The organism is Streptomyces durocortorensis (assembly GCF_016901035.1).
Classification (GTDB): domain Bacteria; phylum Actinomycetota; class Actinomycetes; order Streptomycetales; family Streptomycetaceae; genus Streptomyces; species Streptomyces durocortorensis.
The window spans coordinates 25624-42449 of sequence record NZ_JAFEUF010000038.1 but is presented as its reverse complement, the minus strand read 5'-3'; the positions used below and the strand labels follow the sequence as shown (position 1 = coordinate 42449).

The following is a 16826-nucleotide window of genomic DNA, read 5'->3' as shown; positions in this document are numbered from 1 at the left end:
GGGCAGGAGGGGGCACGGCCACGGGCACGCCGGAGCACCCCCGTACCCACGAAGCCGGGACCGACCGAGGGACGGCAGGGGCGAGGAGGGCGGAAGAACGAGAGGAGCAGGAGGGGCGGGCGCGCTCAGTGGGCGCGGGGTGGCACGGAGCCGGACGCGACTACGGCAGGACGAGCGACGGAGAACCGTGAAGAACGCGGCTACCGCAGGCCCAGGTCCAGGCGCAGGAACAGCCGTACGGCCGGAAACGGCCCGGAAGTCGCTGAGAGAACGTCAGCAGCCGCGACAACACGCGGCGGAAGCCACTCGCAGCAGGTCGATGTGACCGCGCGAAGTGAGCAGAGCTGATCGGAACATGGCGCTGAACGTAGCCACCCGGTCGGGACACGGTCAATGTCGTCTCGGAGCGTGGACGCGTCATCTCACCGCTGTGCGGTGATGATGGAGGCATGTCCGATTCCTTCACCACCACGGTACTGAACATCACCACGGGTACGGCCGAGACCGTCACGGACCTGACGCGCGCCTGCGAGGAGTTCCTCACCCGCACCGCCCCCGGCCGCGACGGCCTGCTCAACGTCTTCGTCCCCCACGCCACGGCCGGCATCGCCGTACTGGAGACCGGGGCGGGCAGCGACGACGACCTCCTGGCCGCCGTCCACCACCTGCTCCCCGCCGACGACCGCTGGCAGCACCGCCACGGCAGCCCCGGCCACGGCCGTGACCACGTGCTCCCAGCCCTGGTCCCGCCCCACGCCACCCTGCCGGTGATCGGTGGCCGACTGGAGCTGGGGACCTGGCAGTCGGTCTGCCTGGTGGATACAAATCGCGACAATGCAAGCCGCCAGGTGCGTCTGACGTTTCTCGGGTAGGCCCCAAGAGGTGACGACTGTAGGGGTGTTTCCCGGCCTCACCAATCGAGAGGGACAGACCGAGCGGCCCAGGCGCTGCCTGCCTCGGGGTGGGCATCCCTCGGGGGGACGCCTGCAACAACACGGCGAAGCGGCTTGTTTCGCCGCATCTTTCGTCCAGGCCTGGCGCGAGGGAAGCCCCACCTCGTCGCTGATGAGCCTGCATCAGGCTCTCTGCGCGGCAGACCTCCAGCGTGCCAGGGTCAAGCCCGTGCCGGGCAAGGCTGTACTAGGTCAACAGGCGGCGAATGGATGCTCGGTGCGAAGGGGAGACGCGGTCAGCCGGGTGATGTCCTCGACGCTGACTCCTGGTGCGGTCTCCACCAGGGCCAGGCCGTTGTCGGTGACGTCGAGCACGCCCAGGTCGGTGATGATGCGGTCGACGCATTGCTCGCCGGTGAGGGGAAGTGTGCAGTCGGCGACGATCTTCGGGGTGCCGTACCGGGCCGTGTGTTCCATCAGGACGATGACGCGCCGGGCGCCGTGCACGAGATCCATCGCGCCGCCCATTCCCTTGACCATCTTGCCGGGGATCATCCAGTTGGCCAGGTCCCCGCGGGCCGATACCTGCATGGCTCCCAGGACAGCGGTGTCGATGTGACCGCCGCGAATCATCCCGAACGAGAGGGCCGAGTCGAAGAACGACGCACCGGGGAGGACGGTCACGGTCTCCTTGCCGGCGTTGATCAGGTCGGGGTCGACCTCGTCCTCGACAGGGTAGGGCCCGGTCCCCAGGATCCCGTTCTCGGAGTGCAAGGTGACGTGGAGGCCGGGCGGCAGGTGATCGGGGATCAGGGTGGGCAGTCCGATGCCGAGGTTCACGTACGTGCCGTCGGCCAGCTCGGTGGCTGCCCGCGCGGCCATCTGGTTGCGGTTCCAGGGCATCAGTTGCGCACCGTCCTCTTCTCGATCTGTTTGTCGGCCGCCTGGGCGGGGGTGAGGGGCACGATGCGCTGGACGAAGACACCGGGAAGGTGTATCTGGTCCGGGTCGAGGTCGCCCGGCTCGACGAGTTCCTCGACCTCGGCGATCGTGGTCCGCCCGGCCATGGCGGCCAGGGGGTTGAAGTTGGCCGAGGCGCGGCGGAAGACCAGGTTGCCGTGCCGGTCGCCGCGATAGGCCCGCACCAGTGCGAAGTCGGTGGTGATGCCGTGCTCCAGGACGTGCGTCTGCCCGTCGTAGGAACGTGTCTCCTTGGCGGGGGAGGCGACCGCGACACCTCCGTCGGCGGCGTACCGCCAGGGCAGTCCTCCGTCAGCGACCTGGGTGCCCACGCCTGCCGGGGTGTAGAAGGCGGGGATGCCGCAGCCGCCTGCCCTCAGCCGTTCTGCCAGGGTTCCCTGCGGGACGAGCTCGACCTCGAGCTCACCGCTGAGGTACTGGCGAGCGAACTCCTTATTCTCACCCACGTAGGAGCCGGTGACGCGGCCGATGCGCCCCGCGGTGAGAAGCACCCCCAGGCCCTGGCCTTCGACCCCGCAGTTGTTGGAGACGACCGTGAGGCCGGCCGCGCCCTGGGCGTGCAAGGCGCGGATCAGGGTTTCGGGGATGCCGCTGAGGCCGAAGCCGCCCACGGCCAGGGATGCGTCGTGAGGGATGTCGGAGACGGCTTCCCCCGCGGTACGGATGACTTTGTCCACGAGCGTGTGCTCCTTTCAGGCGGGTGAGCCCGGTAGTACGGGGGACCATGCGCCATCGACGACGAGGTTGGTCCCGGAGATGTTGGAGGCATCCTCGGATGCGAGGAAGACCGCTGCGGCAGCGACGTCCTGGGGGAGCCCCAGGCGGCCGAGAGGAAGGTGCCACGTGGTGTCGTGTAGCCGGAAGGCCTCGGAAGGAAGGTGGCTGCGGGACCTGTCGGAGCCGATCAGGACGGGGCTGACACAGTTGGCTCGGATGCCCAACTCTGCTCCCTCGGCCGCGAGCCGGCGGGTCAGGGCGGCCACCTCGCCCTTGGCCGCAGAGTGCGTGGTTCGGTGGGTAGCCATCGAGTCCGTGAGCCCTGCGGCCGAGTCGACAGTGATGATGCAACCGCGGCTTCTGACCAGGTGCTGCCAGGCCGCCCGGGCGGTCAGCCTCACTGAGTCGAGCTCTGCTCGCACGGTTGCCGGGCCGTCGTCGTAGGACTGATCGGCGAGGGGCCCGAACCACACCGATCCGGCATTGACGAGCACGATGTCGACGCCTCCGAATGCGGCGGCCGCCTCCTCCACCCATGCTGCGACGGATTCGGGGGAGGTGACGTCCAGGGGGCCTGGGGTGAGAGCAGTGCCGCCGTCCCGGGCGATCTGCCGCTGTGTCTCGACGGCCTCGTCGTGCAGGAGGTCGCCGACCACGACAAGGGCGCCTTCCGCGGCGAACATCAGGGCTGTGGCCCGGCCCAGCCCCCGAGCGGTCCCGGAGACCAGCGCGACCTTTCCCTCCAACCGCCTCATCATGCGGTCTCGGCGAGCAGGGTGTCGGACACCGACTTCACCCCGCCGTGCGAGGTGAGCCCGCCATCGACCGGGATCTCGGCTCCGGTGATGAATGACGACTCGTCGGACAGCAGGAACACCACCAGCGGCGTGACCTCGCCCACGGCCCCCACACGCCCCAGAGGCGTCTCGCGGATGTTCGCCTCCCGGAACGCCGGGGCGGCCGAGGCCGTCATCTCCGTCTCGATGAACCCGGGATGAACGGTGTTCACCCGGATCCCCCGCGGCCCCAGCTCCATCGCGGCGGTCTTCGACAGACCGCGCAGCGCCCATTTGCTTGTCGTATAGGCCACCGGATAGTGGGCGGTCAGGGCGGCGGAGGAGCCGACGTTCACGACCGACGAGCCCGGAGGCATCAACGGTGCCAGGTGCTGGATGCCCAGAAGCGGGCCGTGGACGTTGACCGCCTGTACGCGGGCCATGTCGTTCGGGTCGACCTCGCCCAGCCGGGCACGCCAGGTGATGCCGGCGTTGTTGACCAGCCCGTGCACCGCGCCGAACCGCTCCCGCAGTTCGCCTGCGAGTCCGGTCCAGTCCTCGGCGCGCGTCACGTCGAGGCGGCGTACGCCGTCCCCGCCGCTCACATCAGTGGCGATGACCGTGGCACCTTCATGGCCCAGAGCCGCCGCCTCGGCGGCGCCCTGGCCTCGCGCGGCGCCCGTGACGACGATGACCTTGTCCGCCAGCCGTCTGCCGTTCACGGCCGTTCCCTCTTCCGGCGTCGCCCCTGGGGCAGCGGTACAGGATCGACTCCGGGAACCACCCGTGTGGTCAGCGAACCGATTCCCTCGACGCCCAGGGTGACGATGTCGCCCGGCTTCAGCGGCGGGGGAGTCTGCTCACCTCGGCGGCCCCAGAGCTCGGCCAGACAGCCGCCGTTGCCGCAGGTGCCCGATCCGAGAACGTCACCGGCGAGAACCCGGGTACCGCGGGAGGCATAGGCGGCCATCTCCTCGAAGGTCCAGCTCATATTGGACAGCAGGTCACTGCCGACCTGCTCGCCGTTGACCTCGGCGGTCAGAGCCAGGCGCAGGAACCCGTCGCTGTCGCGGTAGGGCTCCAGCTCGTCGGCGGTCACCAGGTAGGGGCCGAGAGTGGTGGCGGTGTCCTTGCCCTTGCACGGTCCGAGCCCGACGCGCATCTCGGCCGACTGCAGGTCCCGCGCGGACCAGTCGTTGAAGACCGTGTAGCCGACGATGTGATCCCGTGCCCGCTCGGGGGTGAGGTCGCGGCCGTCCCGGCCGATGACCGCCGCCACTTCGAGTTCGAAGTCGAGCACACGGGAGCCGGGCGGCATCGGGACGTCGTCGGCGGGACCATGGATCGCATGCGGGTTGGCGAAGTAGAAGGTGGGCGCCTCGTACCACTGCTCCGGTACGCCGGACTCGCCGCTCACGGACCGGCGCACACCTTCGACATGCTCCTCGAACGTCACGAAGTCCCTTACGGACACGGGCTGCAGAGGCGGCAGAAGCCGCACCTGGGAGACATGAGGCCCCGGCGGTACGTCCAGTGCCGCGGCGCCCGCGGCGAGAAGGCCGGCGAGCCCGTCCGTCTCGCGGATGAGGTCAGCCAGGGACGTGACGCCGGGCAGGGGAAGGAGTGTCTCGTCGTCTTCCACGACGGCGACCCGGCTGGTGTGCCGGTACTCGAAAGACGCGAAGCGCATGATGCGGCTCCAAGATGAGGAGAGGGAGATACGGGCACGAGCCGGGCTGCCCCGGGTCGGAGCGGTGGCCCGTTGACGGTGTTCTCCGGGCGACTTCGGCCTCGTGGACCGGAGGCCGGAAACGCGACGGCAGGAGTCAGGGCGGGACACCGCCTGCCGCGTTCCCGAAGATCCGGCGGGTCTGCTGGTTGCTAGACCGGCGGGGCGACGAAGCAGCCGTGGTCGGGGTCGTTGAAGGACTCCTTGGCGACGAGCTCGTTCATCGCGTTCGCCGTGCCCCACTGGTCGGTGACCTCCGGATCGGAGAAGTCGTAGACGTGGGGATGCCAGGTGTCCTCGTCGAGGTCCTCCAGCTCGGTCGTGTACTCGACGGTGTTGCCGTGCGGGTCGAGGAAATAGGTGAACGTGTTGTCGCCCGCCATGTGCCGGCCCGGGCCCCAGATCTTCGTGAACCCGGCGCGGATCACCCGTCCGGAGCCGCGCATGTACTCGTCGATGCCGCGCATCTCGAAGGAGATGTGGTGCAGAGACGTGTGGGGCCCCTTGGCGAGAGCCATCGAGTGGTGCTGGCTGCTGATCCGCATGAAGTGCATGACCTCGCCCATGTGCGGCGAGCTGAGGCTGTCGGAGAGGCGGAATCCGAGGTGCTGCTCGTACCAGCGCCGGGTGCGCTCGAGGTCGGGGGAGTTGAGGACGACGTGGGAGAGCTTGACCGGGATGGCCTCCTTCTCCTCGATCTTGCGGTGGCGCCGCACGCCGACCTCGGCGGAGACCTCGATGGTGCGACCGTCGACGTCGAAGAACCTGAAGCCGTAGCCCCCTCCGGGGGTGTCCACGCTGCCGGGCCGGCTCAGGAGTTCGACCCCGCCGGCCAGAAGCCGCTCGGCGAGGGTGTCCACGTCAGCTGCCGTCGCGGCTCCGTAGGAGACCAGGTCCAGGCGCTTCTCGTCGGCCTTGCGAAGCCGTACGACGTACTGCTCGGGGCTGCCTTCCGCGGCGAGGAAGGAGATTCCCGAGTCCTCGGCCACCTTGCTGAGGCCCCAGACACCGGAGTAGAAGTCGAGCTGTTTGTCGTAGTCGGGCACGGCCAGGTCGACGTGTCGAAGATGGGTGAGCAGACGGGCGCTCATGATGGTTCCTCCTCGTTGAGGTGTCAGGTCAGGCGCAACAGGGCAGCGGCGTTGGCACCACGCACGGCGTGGAACTGGCTCTCCGGGAGGCGGGCCGAGTGCAGCGCCGCTACGGGGTCCTCCCTGCCCATGTCGAACGGAAAGTCGGATCCGAGCAGGACGCGGTCGGGTCCAGCCACGCGGACCAGTTCCCGCAGCACGTGCGGGTCGTGGACCAAGGAGTCGAACCAGATCCGCCGCAGATAACTGCTGGGCAGGTGGGCGCAGGAGGCACCCGCGTCGGAACGCGTGGACCAGGCATGGTCGGACCGGCCGATGTAGGTGGGCAGATACCCGCCGCCGTGGGCAGCGACGATCTTCAACTCCGGATGGCGGTCGAGCACGCCGGAGAAGATCAGGTGCGAGAGCGCGACGGCGTTCTCGACCGGCTGCCCCACCGTGTTCGACAGGTACCACTGGTCCAGCCGCGCGTCGAGCGTGCACCCGAACGGATGCAGGAAGATGACCGCGCCCGTCTGCTCCGCGCGCTCCCACAAGGGTTCGTAGGCGGCATCGGAGAGTTCCCGGCCCGGCGCGTGACTGGAGATCTCCACCCCGAGAAGCCCACGGCCCAAGGCGTGCTCAAGGGCATCCGCGCACAGGTCGGGATGTTGCAGCGGCACGAGGCCCAGCCCGCGCAGACGCTCGGGGGCACCGGCGCAGTGCGCGGCGGTCGCCTCGTTCGCCGTCTCGAACACCTTCGTGGCTGTCTGTCGATCGGCCCAGTAGTGATAGTGCGAGGGGGAGGGGGATACGACCTGGACGTCCACCCCCTGACTGTTCATGGCCGCGATACGGGTATCGACATCCGTGAGACGTCCGATACGCGAGGCGATCATCGGGCCGTTCACCGCGATGGCCTGCGGCCCGTTCCGGCGCGCGTCGAGTGCGCGCGCCTCGGCCAGCGCGGGGGCGTCGGCAACCAGAGCCTCGACCTCGGGCAGCAGCAGATGGGCGTGGACGTCGACGGTGGGGCACGCAGGGTCGGTGTTCACGTCGGGGACCGGTGGTCGAGAGACGTTCACGGCAGTTCCTTCAGCATGTTCATGGTCCGGCCCATGAGGCCGGGAATGTCGGCGTCGTGGACACCGTCGAGCTGCCACCGGCCGATCTGCACCGACGCCTCGACCACGGAACGCACCCGCGGCATGCGGCGCTCGTAGTAGCCCTGGAGCAGGTCGTCGTCCCAGACATCGCCGCCCGTCAGCAGCTCAGCCAGAACGAGCGCGTCCTCAAGGGACATGGCGGCGCCCTGGGCGATGGTGGGCGGACAGCAGTGCGCGGCGTCGCCGACGAGTACGACCCTTCCGCGGTGCCACGAGCCCTCGACCAGCATCCGGTCGAACCAGGTGTAGTTGATGGTCGAGGTCTCGGTGATGTGGGCGCTGATCGCAGGCCAGGCCCCGCCGTAACCCGAGGTGAGTCCGCGCATCTCGTCGGCGTACGTCTCCGGGGCGATCGACGCGCGGTCCCGGTTCTTCTCGACGACGTAGGCGTAGAGGGTGGTGTCGGACGTCGGGCAGTAGCCGGCGATGAACGCAGGCCCTCCGTAGGCGAGGTCGGTCCGCGTGACGCTGTCGGGCCTGGGAACGGCGACTCTCCAGATCGCCATGCCCGTGGGTTCGGGTCTGTCCGTGATGCCGATGGCCGCGCGGGTTGCGGAGTTCAGTCCGTCGGCGGCGACGACCAGGTCGTACCTGTTGCTGCTGCCGTCGCTGAAACGGACGAGCACGCCGTCGGCGTCCTGTTCCAGGCTGTCCGCCGTGGTCCCGAGGCGAACGGTGGTGCCGCTTGCGCGGACGGCCTCGATGAGGATCTGCTGCAGCTTGGGGCGTTGCATCCCGACCGTTGCCGGCAGGTCGTCGCCGCCCGCGCGCAGGTCCGGTGCGACATGGAGGACCGTTCCGTCCACGGCCGTGATACCGACCTCGCTGAATGCGTAACCGGACTCCTCGACCTGCTTCCACACCCCGAGTTCACGCAGGACCCGCAGCGCGTTGCCGCCGAGGGTGATCCCGGAGCCGGCGGCGGCGTTCCAGTCTTCCTTCGCTTCGATCAGGTCCACGGAGATGCCAGCTCGCCGTAGCAGGATGGCGACGGCGTTGCCCGAGGCTCCTCCGCCGATGACGAGGACGGAACGGGTGGGCACTGCATCGGTCATGTCGGGGTTCCTCCCGAGAAGGCCGCGCGGCTCGGCGTCGGCGGTGACGTATGCGGATGTGCGGCAGATGCCGCTGGGAAAGCCCGAGTGGCCGCCGCTGTCCCTGTGCGGCCTCTCGGTTCCGGGGTGGCTACTTGACGGCCACGGGATTGACGGGTGAGCCGACGGCTCCGGTGATGGGCAGCGGCGCGGCGGTCAGCCAGAACTCGTACACGCCATCGGCCACGCAGTCCTCGGCGAGGGCGTCCAGGTCCCACATCTCACCGATCAGCAGCCCGATGTGCGGGATCGCGACCTGGTGCAGTGGCTGGAAGGCATGCTCGAACTCGTTCGGCCGCACCTCGAACCCCCAGGTGTCCGTCGCGACGGCGGCGATCTCCGTGCCGTGCAGCCAGCCCGCTGAGGTGAAGGAGAGTCCGGGGGCGGGTCCTCCGGCGTATTCGCCCCACCCTTCGCGGCGGGCCCTGGCGAGCTGGCCGGTGCGGACGGTGACGATGTCGCCGCGGCCCACCAGGACGTTCTGGGCCGCAGCGGTGCTGCGAAGGTGTTCCTCGGTGATGGCGAAACCGTCGGGCAACTCACCCCCCTCGCCCAGGTGACGGCCCACATCGAGCAGCACCCCCCGTCCGGCCACCTGCGCGGCCATGTGCTCGATGCCGGTCACCTGATCACCGGCCGAGGTCACCACCTCGGCCGCCGAGCGCCCGTTCCACGCCTTGCCGTGGTCGAAGATGTGACCGAGCCCGTCCCATTGGGTGGAACACTGCAACGGCATCGCGATGACGTCGTCCGCACCGCCCAGTCCGTGCGGGAAGCCCTGGATTCCGAGGGACGCCTCGACGCCGGTGTCGAGCATGGTGTGGACCGGGTTGGTCCGGCGCCGCCAGCCCCTCTGAGGCCCGTCCATGTCGAACGACTGGGACAGGGAAAAACTCGCTCCGCGTCGGATGAGTCCCGCTCCTTGACGGCGCTTGGCCTCGTCCAGGAAATTGAGCGTTCCGAGTACATCGTGCTCGCCCCACCGGCCCCAGTTGGAAAAGGCCCCGACGGCCTTGGCGATCTCGGCCTCGGGCGCGTGTCGGTCGAGGGTCATGACGATTCCGCCACACATCGGGTGCGCTGGGTGCCCAGACCGGTGATGGAGCCCTCCATCAGGTCGCCGTCGCGCAGCAGACGGCCCCAGTGCATGCCGTTGCCGGCCGGGCTTCCGGTCAGGACCACGTCGCCGGGCAGCAGACGGGCGTACTGAGATGCGTAGGACACCATGCGGGCGACGGAGAAGATCATGTCCTTCGTCGACTCGTCCTGCATGACGTCACCGTTGAGCTTCAGGGTGACCTGCAGATCATCCGGGTTCGGGAGCGAGCCCGCAGGCACGATCCAGGGCCCGAGCGGGGTGAAGCCCGGGGCGTTCTTGGACGCGAGCCAGTCGGTTCCGATCTGTGGCATGTCCCGGCGGAAGACGGTCGCCCGGTCGGTGAGGTCGTTGGCGATGGTGTATCCGGCAATGTGATCAGCGGCCTCCTCGATCGTCACGCGGTAGGCCGGTCGCGAGATCACGGCGGCCAACTCCAGTTCCCAGTCGGGTTTCTCGACCGAGTAGGGCAGAGTCACGTCGTCGAAGGGGCCGGTGATCGAACTCGGGAGACCGAGGAAGACGTAGGGGAGGTCGTTGGCGGCGCGCTGGTCCATGAGGGCCGCGGCCTCGGCCCGGGCCTCCTCGGGCGAGAGGGCGTCGTCCGGGGCCCGGTGTGCCACGTGCAGGTCGATCACGTGCTGCCGGTAGTTCGCGCCGGACTGGAAGACCTGACGCGGCTCCACGGGGGGATGAACGCGCAGTCCCTCCAGAGTCTGCCAAGCCTGGTCACCGTCCTCGGCGAGGGCCTGCAGCCGGGGGAGAGCAGCGGCCCAGCTCTCCAGCAGGGAACGGATCGTCAGCGTGGGCTCGGCGAAGACGGCCCGCAGGTCCAGCGCACTGCCCTGAGGGAGAACGAGCGCGGGAAAGGCGGGGCTCGCAGGCTCGGAGAGCGTCGCGAGGGCGAAGGGGCCTGCGAAGAGCGGAGTTGTGGCGGCGGGTTTCACGGACGTGTCCTCCTGGTTGCGGTAGGACTAATCTGGACCCGCCCGCGCAATCAGGGAAATCGATTGTATGGATAGGGATCATCCATGGTGTTTATGCTCGGTGGTAGACGGCTGCGGGGGGCGACATGAACCTCGCGAGTCTGGACCTCAATCTCGTCGTCGCCCTCCGGGCACTGCTGGAGGAACGCAACGTCACCCGCGCGGGTCGGCGCATGGGGCTGAGCCAGCCCGCCATGAGCGCCTCCCTCGCCAGGCTGCGCCGTCACTTCGACGACGAACTGCTCGCCAGGGTGGGTGGCCAATACGAACTCACCGCGCTCGGACAGGTGCTGTTGGATCGGACGTCCGCAGCCTGCGACCTGCTGGAGAGACTCTTCACCAGCCAGGCCGACTTCGACCCGCGGACCGAGTCGCGTGAGTTCACCCTCATCGCGTCGGACTACGCCGTCGCCGTCTTCGGAGCGGCGCTCGCCCGTGCTGTCCACGAGGAAGCCCCGGGCGTCACGCTGCGCTTCGTCCGGACTCCCATCACCGTTGTCGACGACACGGCGACACTGCTGAGCACCACCGACGGCCTCCTGATGCCGCACGGCGTCGTCAGCGGTATGTCGTACAACGACCTGTACGACGACGAGTGGGTCTTCCTCGTCGCCGCGAACAATCGGGAGGTGGGCGACAGCCTGAGCCGGGAAGATCTCGCTCGCCTCCCCTGGGTCACCTACCAGCGCACCTACGACGCCCCAGCCGTACGCCAGCTCGGCATGCTCGGCATCGAACCCCGCGTCGAGGTATCCGCCGACAGCTTCCTCAGCCTGCCTTTCCTGGTCGAGGGCACCCGCCGCGTGGCTCTCCTGCAACGGCGCCTGGCCCGGCTGCTCAGCGGCTCGGCCGCAGTCCGGGTCCTCGACCCGCCCTACGAGGCCGTACCTCTGAGGCAGGCCCTGTGGTGGCACCCGGTTCATGCCCATGACGCCCCCCACGCCTGGCTCAGGGAAACGGCCCTGCGCGTCGCCGCCGGCATGCGCGACGTGTCGTCGATGCAGGACTGACCCGCCCGTACGCCGCGCGAAACGAACCGGCTGCGTTCCCTCCCCTGGGAGAGGCCTGCCGTCAGCCGGTATCGACGCGGCCAATGGCCCGCATCACACCCTTCGATGGAACGACGTCTTCCGCCCTGCCGTGGACATGCCGCACGGTTGCCCAGGGCACCACGCCCGGTCGTACCCACACGCCCGGGCCAACCTGCCCCGTGTGCGCCCGACTTCCGGGCTTCCGGAGCCGATACGCGCTCCGCCGCACGATCACGCCCCCACCGAACGGCCTGCGGAAGGCACCCCCACCCCCGGAACGACCGGGGCCGCCCCGCGAGCCGCAGCTGCCCGATTCACCCTGGAGCCGCCATGAATCGCCGCACCTTCCTGTCCGCAGCCGCAGCCACCGCGCTCGTCATGGGCCCGGCCGCGTCCCTCGCGCACAGCCGCCCGCCGAACGCCGGCGCGGAGTCCCGCGTCGAGGAGATCCTCGCCTCGATGACACCTGCCCAGAAAGAAGCACTCATCCGGTGCGACTTCGCAGCCCTGAGCTCACTGGGCATTCCCGCGCTCACCATGGTCGACGCCCCGGCCGGCCTGCGTGGCGAAACGGGAGTGACCGCCTTCCCGGTGCCGATCGCCCAGGCCGCCACCTTCGACACCGACCTCGCCGCCCGGCTGGGCACCGCCATCGCCACCGAAGCCCGCGCCAAGGGATTCAACAACGCACTCGGCCCCACCGCGGACGTCCATCGCACCTGGCACTTCGGCCGCCAGGCCGAGACCCTCGGCGAGGACCCCCTGCTCGCCGGAGCCATCGCCACTCGCATCGCCCAGCAGATGCCGCAGCAGTACGTGCTGCCCACGGTGAAGCACTTCGCCGCCTACACCCAGGAAGTCGACCGATTCTTCGGCGATGTGAGGGTGTCGGAGCGCGCCCTTCGCGAGATCTACGAGGAGCCGTTCCGACGTATCGTCGCGGCTGCCCCGAACATCTCGGTGATGATGGCCTATCCGAAGATCAACGGGACCTTCGCCACCCAGAGCCCCGCGCTTTTCGACGACGTCAAGAACGTCCTCGGCCTCAAGGGCTACACCGTGCCGGACTTCTGGGCCGGGGACGACCCCATCGCCGCGGCCCGATCCGGCATGGACCTCGCCGGCCTCGGCCCCGGAGCCGTCAAAGTACCGGAGGGAGGACTGACCGACGGGAGCATCCCGGACAGCCGCCTCGACGACGCCGCCCGTAGGATTCTCACCAGCATGGTCGCCTCCGGCCTGCTCGACCACCCCGTCCCCCCGCCAGCCCAGAACGTCAGCACCCCCGAACACCGACGCCTCGCCCACGAAGCCGCCGTCGGCGCGACGGTGTTGCTCACCAACCGCAACAGCGCCCTGCCCCTCACGGCACCCCTCGCGAACGTTGCCGTGATCGGCCCGGCGGGCAGTGACGCCCTGACGGGAGTGGCAGGCTCCGCCTACGTGGATCCCGGTGACTGGGACACCCCACTGACCGCCCTTCGCGAGCGTGCGGGCACCGGGACCACCGTCACCCACGCACAGGGCACCCTCGGAGACACACCGCTGCCCGTGGTACCCGCGAGCGTCCTCAGCCACGACGGCACACCTGGCCTTGCCGGTTCCTACTACGCGGGTCCCCAGCCGTCAGGAACGCCCGTGGCATCGGGAATCAGTACGACGCTCGATTTCACCACCCCGCCCGAGAGCCCGCTGCCCGACGTCTGGTCCGCCCGATGGACCGGCCGGATCACGCCGACCTTCACCGGGCTGCACCGGTTCTCCCTGCTGATCTCCGGCACAGCCAAGCTGACCGTCGGCGGCACCACCGTCATATCGGGCACCCGGCGGATGCGGCGCTTCTTCCTCGGCCCCTACGACTATCCGCTCCAGGGAACCGTCCAGCTCACCGCTGGACAGCCGACCGAAATCCGGATCGAATACACCAACAGCACCGCCGAGCCCGGCAACTGCGGCCTCACACTCGGCTGGCAGCCGCAGTCGCTGATTCCCGCCGCCGTCGCCGCCGCCCGGGCAGCCGACGCCGCGGTCGTGTTCGTGAACCGGATGGCCGGCGAGGAGATGGACCACGCGGCTTTCGGTCTCCCCGGAGACCAGAACCAGTTGATCAGCGCCGTCGCGGCGGCCAACCCCCGGACCATCGTCGTGCTCAACACCGACGGCCCCGTCGACATGCCGTGGCTGCCGGACGTCGAAGCCGTGATCCAGAGCTGGTACGGAGGCCGCGGTATGGGTACCGCGCTCGCCGCCGTGCTCTACGCGGACTCCGACCCCTCGGGCCGTCTTCCCGTCGCCTTCCCGGCCGACGCCTCCCAAGGGCCCGGGACCACGCCCGCCACCTACCCGGGAACGGGGGCACGCGTCGAATACGCCGAGGGTACGTCCGTCGGCTACCGCTTCTTCGACGCCAAGAACCAGAGTCCGAGATTCCCGTTCGGACACGGACTGTCCTACACGACCTTCGCGCTCGGCGGACTCGAAGTTTCCTACAGCGCATCCACCCAGCAGGTCACAGCCTCCGTCGCCGTCACCAACAGCGGCGGACGGCAGGGGACCGAGGTCGTGCAGCTCTACGCAGCCCTGCCGGCGGCGGCAGGGAGCGACCCCCGTCGACTCGTCGCCTTCCGCAAGGTGACGCTGGACAAGGGAGCCTCCACCCGCCTCGACTTCACTGTTCCGGCGCGAGACCTCGCCGTCTGGTCGTCCGGAGCCTTCAAGACCCTGCCCGGCCAGTACCTCCTTCTCGCAGGGCGTTCTTCACGAGACCTCACCGTGCAGCGCGCCTTCACCATCTGAGCACCGGCCCGGGGTGCCGCAAGGGCGCCCCGGGCATACGCCCCTCCCATTGACCCGCCCCGCATCCCCATCTATGGTCGTCAGTGCATCAATCATTGGTGTACTGATTATTTGGATGTGTCGCCCCCCATCCGCCCACACCCGATCTCCGAGGAGATCCCATGCCCACAACCCACCCCGCACAGCGCATAGCCGTCATCGGCGGCGGCATCGGCGGACTGGCAGCAGCCCTGGCAGCAGCCCGCGCCGGGCGGCCCGTGACGGTCTTCGAACAGGCCGCACAGTTCGGAGAGATCGGCGCCGGTCTCCAGCTCGCCCCCAACGCATCCCACGCCCTCGACGAACTCGGCGTCCTGCCGGCCGTCCGGCACAGCGCCGTCGCTCCACACCGCCTGGCCATGATGGACGCGCTGACCGGGAACGAGATCGCCACCCTCGACCTCCGCGGAGAGGCCTACCGCGCCCGATTCACCCACCCCTATCTCGTCACCCACCGCACCGACCTGCACACCGCGCTCCTCAACGCCTGCCACGACGACGACCTGCTCACGCTGCGCACCGGCTACACGGTCACGGACGCCCAGCAGGACACCAACGGCGTCACCCTCGCCTTCGCCGAGCCCGACCACTCCGCCTTCACGGCGGATGCCGTCATCGCAGCCGACGGCCTCCACTCACGGCTGCGTCAGGCCCTGGTCGGCGACGGCGACCCGATCTGCTCCCGCTACGTCGCGTACCGAGGCACGATTCCCACGGCCCGCATGACGGGCCCGATGTCGAAGCTCGCCGCCACCTCGGCGGTCATGGTCTGGGCAGGCCCCCGTATGCACCTGGTGCAGTACCCCCTCCGCAGGGGCGAGCTGTACAACCAGGTCGCCGTCTTCGAGAGCGACCACTACACCCCCGACTCCGACGACTGGGGAACCGAAGCGGAACTGGAACACCGTTTCGCAGACACCTGCAGCACCGTTCGCGACGCCCTTCCTCTCGTCGGCCGCGACCGCCGCTGGCCCCTCTACGACAGGGACCCTCTCGTCACCTGGACGCACGGCCGCATCACCCTGCTCGGCGACGCGGCCCACCCGATGCTCCAGTACCTCGCCCAAGGCGCCTGCCAGGCACTGGAGGACGCGGTCACTCTGGGACGCGCTCTCGCCCACCACGACGACACCGCCACCGCCTTCACGGCCTACGGGAACGCCCGCCGGGACAGGGCCGCCCGCATTCAGACCAACGCCCGCTCCTTCGGGGAGATCTGCCACCTCGAAGGAATGGGCGCCACCCTGCGCAACCTGCACCTCGGAGGACGGGACCCGCACGACTTCGACGACATCGCCTGGGTGTGGACCCCCACCTCGGAGCCAGCGGCGGCCGCACCGCGGCTCCACGCCCCTGCCTGAGCCTCCCACCACGCCCCGGGAACCAAGGAAGGAACCTCACCCATGAAGGACGACCCCGCGTACAAAGCCCTCGCAGACATCGGCGCAGCACCACTGTGGCGCTTCTACGGCAACCTCTTCCCGGCCGAGCCCCGCAGCAGGGCCGTGCCCTACGTCTGGAGCTGGCAACAGCTCAGGCCGCACCTGCTGCACTTCTCCACGGCACTCTCCCTCGATGAAGCCGAACGCCGCGTGCTCATGCTGGTGAACCCGGCCCTCACCGATCCGCCCGCCACCGTGAACACCCTTTACGCAGGCCTGCAGATCATCCTCCCCGGCGAGACAGCCCAGGCCCACCGCCATACATCGAACGCCTTTCGCTTCATCCTGGAGGGCGAAGGTGCCTACACCACGGTCAACGGCGAACCCGTTCACATGAGCCCCGGCGACCTTCTCCTCACTCCCGGCTGGCACTGGCACGACCACACCCACAAGGGCGACGCGCCGATGATCTGGCTCGACGCACTGGACTATCCCCTCGTCAACGCGCTCGAAGCCGGCTTCTACGAGCAGTACCCCGAACGGCTCCAGCCGGTGACCCGACCCGACGACACCGGCAGCCGCCAGTTCCTTCACGGCCGCCTCACCCCCACCTGGATCACCCCCGAGGGCCCCAACTCGCCGATCACCCGCTACACCTGGACCGAGACTGCCCGGGCACTCGACGCCATCGCCGACACCGCGGAAGGCAGCACCGTCGACGGAGTCGTCCTGGAGTACACCAACCCCTGGACCGGCGGCCCCGTCATGCCGACCATCGGCTGCCGCGTCCAGCGACTGCGGCCCGGGTTCGACGGCACCGGTCATCGCCACACCGCCTCCACGATCTTCAGCGTCGTCCGAGGCGAGGGCGCCACCGTCGTCGACGGCGTCCGCCTCGACTGGTCCGAGCACGACACGTTCGCCATACCGTGCTGGTCCACCTACCGCCACATCAACACCTCGACGTCCCACGACGCCGTGCTCTTCTCCTACAGCGACGAGCCCGTCATGCGCTCTCTCGGCCTCTACCGCAGCGAAACCGCCGACGCCTGACCGGGCACCAGTACCGC

16 protein-coding genes are annotated in these 16826 nt (G+C 69.2%); 5 read left to right on the top strand and 11 right to left on the bottom strand.

The window, feature by feature from the left end:
- Positions 1–273: 273 nt before the first annotated feature.
- A complete protein-coding gene (locus JS521_RS37500) occupies positions 274–357 on the bottom strand; it encodes a putative leader peptide (RefSeq protein WP_311307964.1) in 84 nt (27 codons plus the stop codon).
- Positions 358–449: 92 nt separating this feature from the next.
- On the opposite strand from JS521_RS37500, the gene JS521_RS10780 reads away from it, so the two are divergent.
- On the top strand, positions 450–872 hold the full coding sequence (locus tag JS521_RS10780; protein ID WP_205082504.1) for a YjbQ family protein: 423 nt from the start codon (positions 450–452) through the stop codon (positions 870–872).
- Between the two features lie 273 nt (positions 873–1145).
- On the opposite strand, the gene JS521_RS10775 is transcribed toward JS521_RS10780, so the two are convergent.
- From JS521_RS10775 to JS521_RS10730, 10 genes are all read right to left on the bottom strand, one after another.
- Positions 1146–1796, bottom strand: coding sequence for a CoA transferase subunit B (locus tag JS521_RS10775; RefSeq protein WP_205082503.1), 651 nt, complete (start codon positions 1794–1796; stop codon positions 1146–1148).
- On the bottom strand, positions 1796–2551 hold the full coding sequence (locus tag JS521_RS10770; protein ID WP_205082502.1) for a CoA transferase subunit A: 756 nt from the start codon (positions 2549–2551) through the stop codon (positions 1796–1798). Before JS521_RS10770 ends, JS521_RS10775 begins: the two co-directional genes overlap by 1 nt.
- Before the next feature lie 15 nt (positions 2552–2566).
- The gene (locus JS521_RS10765; RefSeq protein ID WP_205082501.1) at positions 2567–3346 is read right to left on the bottom strand and encodes an SDR family NAD(P)-dependent oxidoreductase; all 780 of its coding nucleotides are present in this window, start codon (positions 3344–3346) and stop codon (positions 2567–2569) included.
- Positions 3346–4089, bottom strand: coding sequence for an SDR family NAD(P)-dependent oxidoreductase (locus JS521_RS10760; protein WP_205082500.1), 744 nt, complete (start codon positions 4087–4089; stop codon positions 3346–3348). Before JS521_RS10760 ends, JS521_RS10765 begins: the two co-directional genes overlap by 1 nt.
- Positions 4086–5057, bottom strand: coding sequence for a fumarylacetoacetate hydrolase family protein (locus JS521_RS10755; RefSeq protein WP_205082499.1), 972 nt, complete (start codon positions 5055–5057; stop codon positions 4086–4088). Before JS521_RS10755 ends, JS521_RS10760 begins: the two co-directional genes overlap by 4 nt.
- Positions 5058–5248: 191 nt before the next feature.
- The gene (locus tag JS521_RS10750; protein ID WP_205082498.1) at positions 5249–6187 is read right to left on the bottom strand and encodes a VOC family protein; all 939 of its coding nucleotides are present in this window, start codon (positions 6185–6187) and stop codon (positions 5249–5251) included.
- Between the two features lie 23 nt (positions 6188–6210).
- Entirely contained in the window at positions 6211–7221 is a 1011-nt protein-coding gene (locus JS521_RS10745; protein ID WP_205082497.1) for an amidohydrolase family protein, read from the bottom strand.
- A 26-nt stretch (positions 7222–7247) separates the two neighbouring features.
- Positions 7248–8387: an FAD-dependent oxidoreductase gene (locus JS521_RS10740; protein ID WP_205082496.1), complete on the bottom strand. Its 1140-nt coding sequence runs from the start codon at positions 8385–8387 to the stop codon at positions 7248–7250.
- A gap of 130 nt (positions 8388–8517) precedes the next feature.
- Entirely contained in the window at positions 8518–9480 is a 963-nt protein-coding gene (locus tag JS521_RS10735; RefSeq protein ID WP_205082495.1) for a cyclase family protein, read from the bottom strand.
- Positions 9477–10469, bottom strand: a complete 993-nt coding sequence (locus JS521_RS10730; protein WP_205082494.1) for a fumarylacetoacetate hydrolase family protein — start codon at positions 10467–10469, stop codon at positions 9477–9479. The genes JS521_RS10735 and JS521_RS10730 overlap by 4 nt, the downstream gene beginning before the upstream one ends.
- 125 nt (positions 10470–10594) lie before the next feature.
- On the opposite strand from JS521_RS10730, the gene JS521_RS10725 reads away from it, so the two are divergent.
- The 4 genes from JS521_RS10725 (at position 10595) to JS521_RS10710 (ending at position 16809) form a co-directional block, all read left to right on the top strand.
- Entirely contained in the window at positions 10595–11518 is a 924-nt protein-coding gene (locus JS521_RS10725; RefSeq protein WP_205082493.1) for a LysR family transcriptional regulator, read from the top strand.
- Positions 11519–11869: 351 nt separating this feature from the next.
- A complete protein-coding gene (locus tag JS521_RS10720; RefSeq protein ID WP_205082492.1) occupies positions 11870–14335 on the top strand; it encodes a beta-glucosidase in 2466 nt (821 codons plus the stop codon).
- 161 nt (positions 14336–14496) lie between these two features.
- Positions 14497–15735, top strand: a complete 1239-nt coding sequence (locus JS521_RS10715) for an FAD-dependent monooxygenase (RefSeq protein WP_205082491.1) — start codon at positions 14497–14499, stop codon at positions 15733–15735.
- A 42-nt stretch (positions 15736–15777) separates the two neighbouring features.
- Positions 15778–16809: a cupin domain-containing protein gene (locus JS521_RS10710; RefSeq protein ID WP_205082490.1), complete on the top strand. Its 1032-nt coding sequence runs from the start codon at positions 15778–15780 to the stop codon at positions 16807–16809.
- The last annotated feature ends 17 nt before the right edge of the window (positions 16810–16826 follow it).

Bases quoted from the DNA above. Each gene is read 5' to 3' on its own strand.
- JS521_RS37500 (WP_311307964.1), bottom strand. From the start codon at position 357: ATGTTCCGATCAGCTCTGCTCACTTCGCGCGGTCACATCGACCTGCTG.
- JS521_RS10780 (WP_205082504.1), top strand. From the start codon at position 450: ATGTCCGATTCCTTCACCACCACGGTACTGAACATCACCACGGGTACG.
- JS521_RS10775 (WP_205082503.1), bottom strand. From the start codon at position 1,796: ATGCCCTGGAACCGCAACCAGATGGCCGCGCGGGCAGCCACCGAGCTG.
- JS521_RS10765 (WP_205082501.1), bottom strand. From the start codon at position 3,346: ATGAGGCGGTTGGAGGGAAAGGTCGCGCTGGTCTCCGGGACCGCTCGG.
- JS521_RS10755 (WP_205082499.1), bottom strand. From the start codon at position 5,057: ATGCGCTTCGCGTCTTTCGAGTACCGGCACACCAGCCGGGTCGCCGTC.
- JS521_RS10750 (WP_205082498.1), bottom strand. From the start codon at position 6,187: ATGAGCGCCCGTCTGCTCACCCATCTTCGACACGTCGACCTGGCCGTG.
- JS521_RS10740 (WP_205082496.1), bottom strand. From the start codon at position 8,387: ATGACCGATGCAGTGCCCACCCGTTCCGTCCTCGTCATCGGCGGAGGA.
- JS521_RS10735 (WP_205082495.1), bottom strand. From the start codon at position 9,480: ATGACCCTCGACCGACACGCGCCCGAGGCCGAGATCGCCAAGGCCGTC.
- JS521_RS10725 (WP_205082493.1), top strand. From the start codon at position 10,595: ATGAACCTCGCGAGTCTGGACCTCAATCTCGTCGTCGCCCTCCGGGCA.
- JS521_RS10720 (WP_205082492.1), top strand. From the start codon at position 11,870: ATGAATCGCCGCACCTTCCTGTCCGCAGCCGCAGCCACCGCGCTCGTC.
- JS521_RS10715 (WP_205082491.1), top strand. From the start codon at position 14,497: ATGCCCACAACCCACCCCGCACAGCGCATAGCCGTCATCGGCGGCGGC.
- JS521_RS10710 (WP_205082490.1), top strand. From the start codon at position 15,778: ATGAAGGACGACCCCGCGTACAAAGCCCTCGCAGACATCGGCGCAGCA.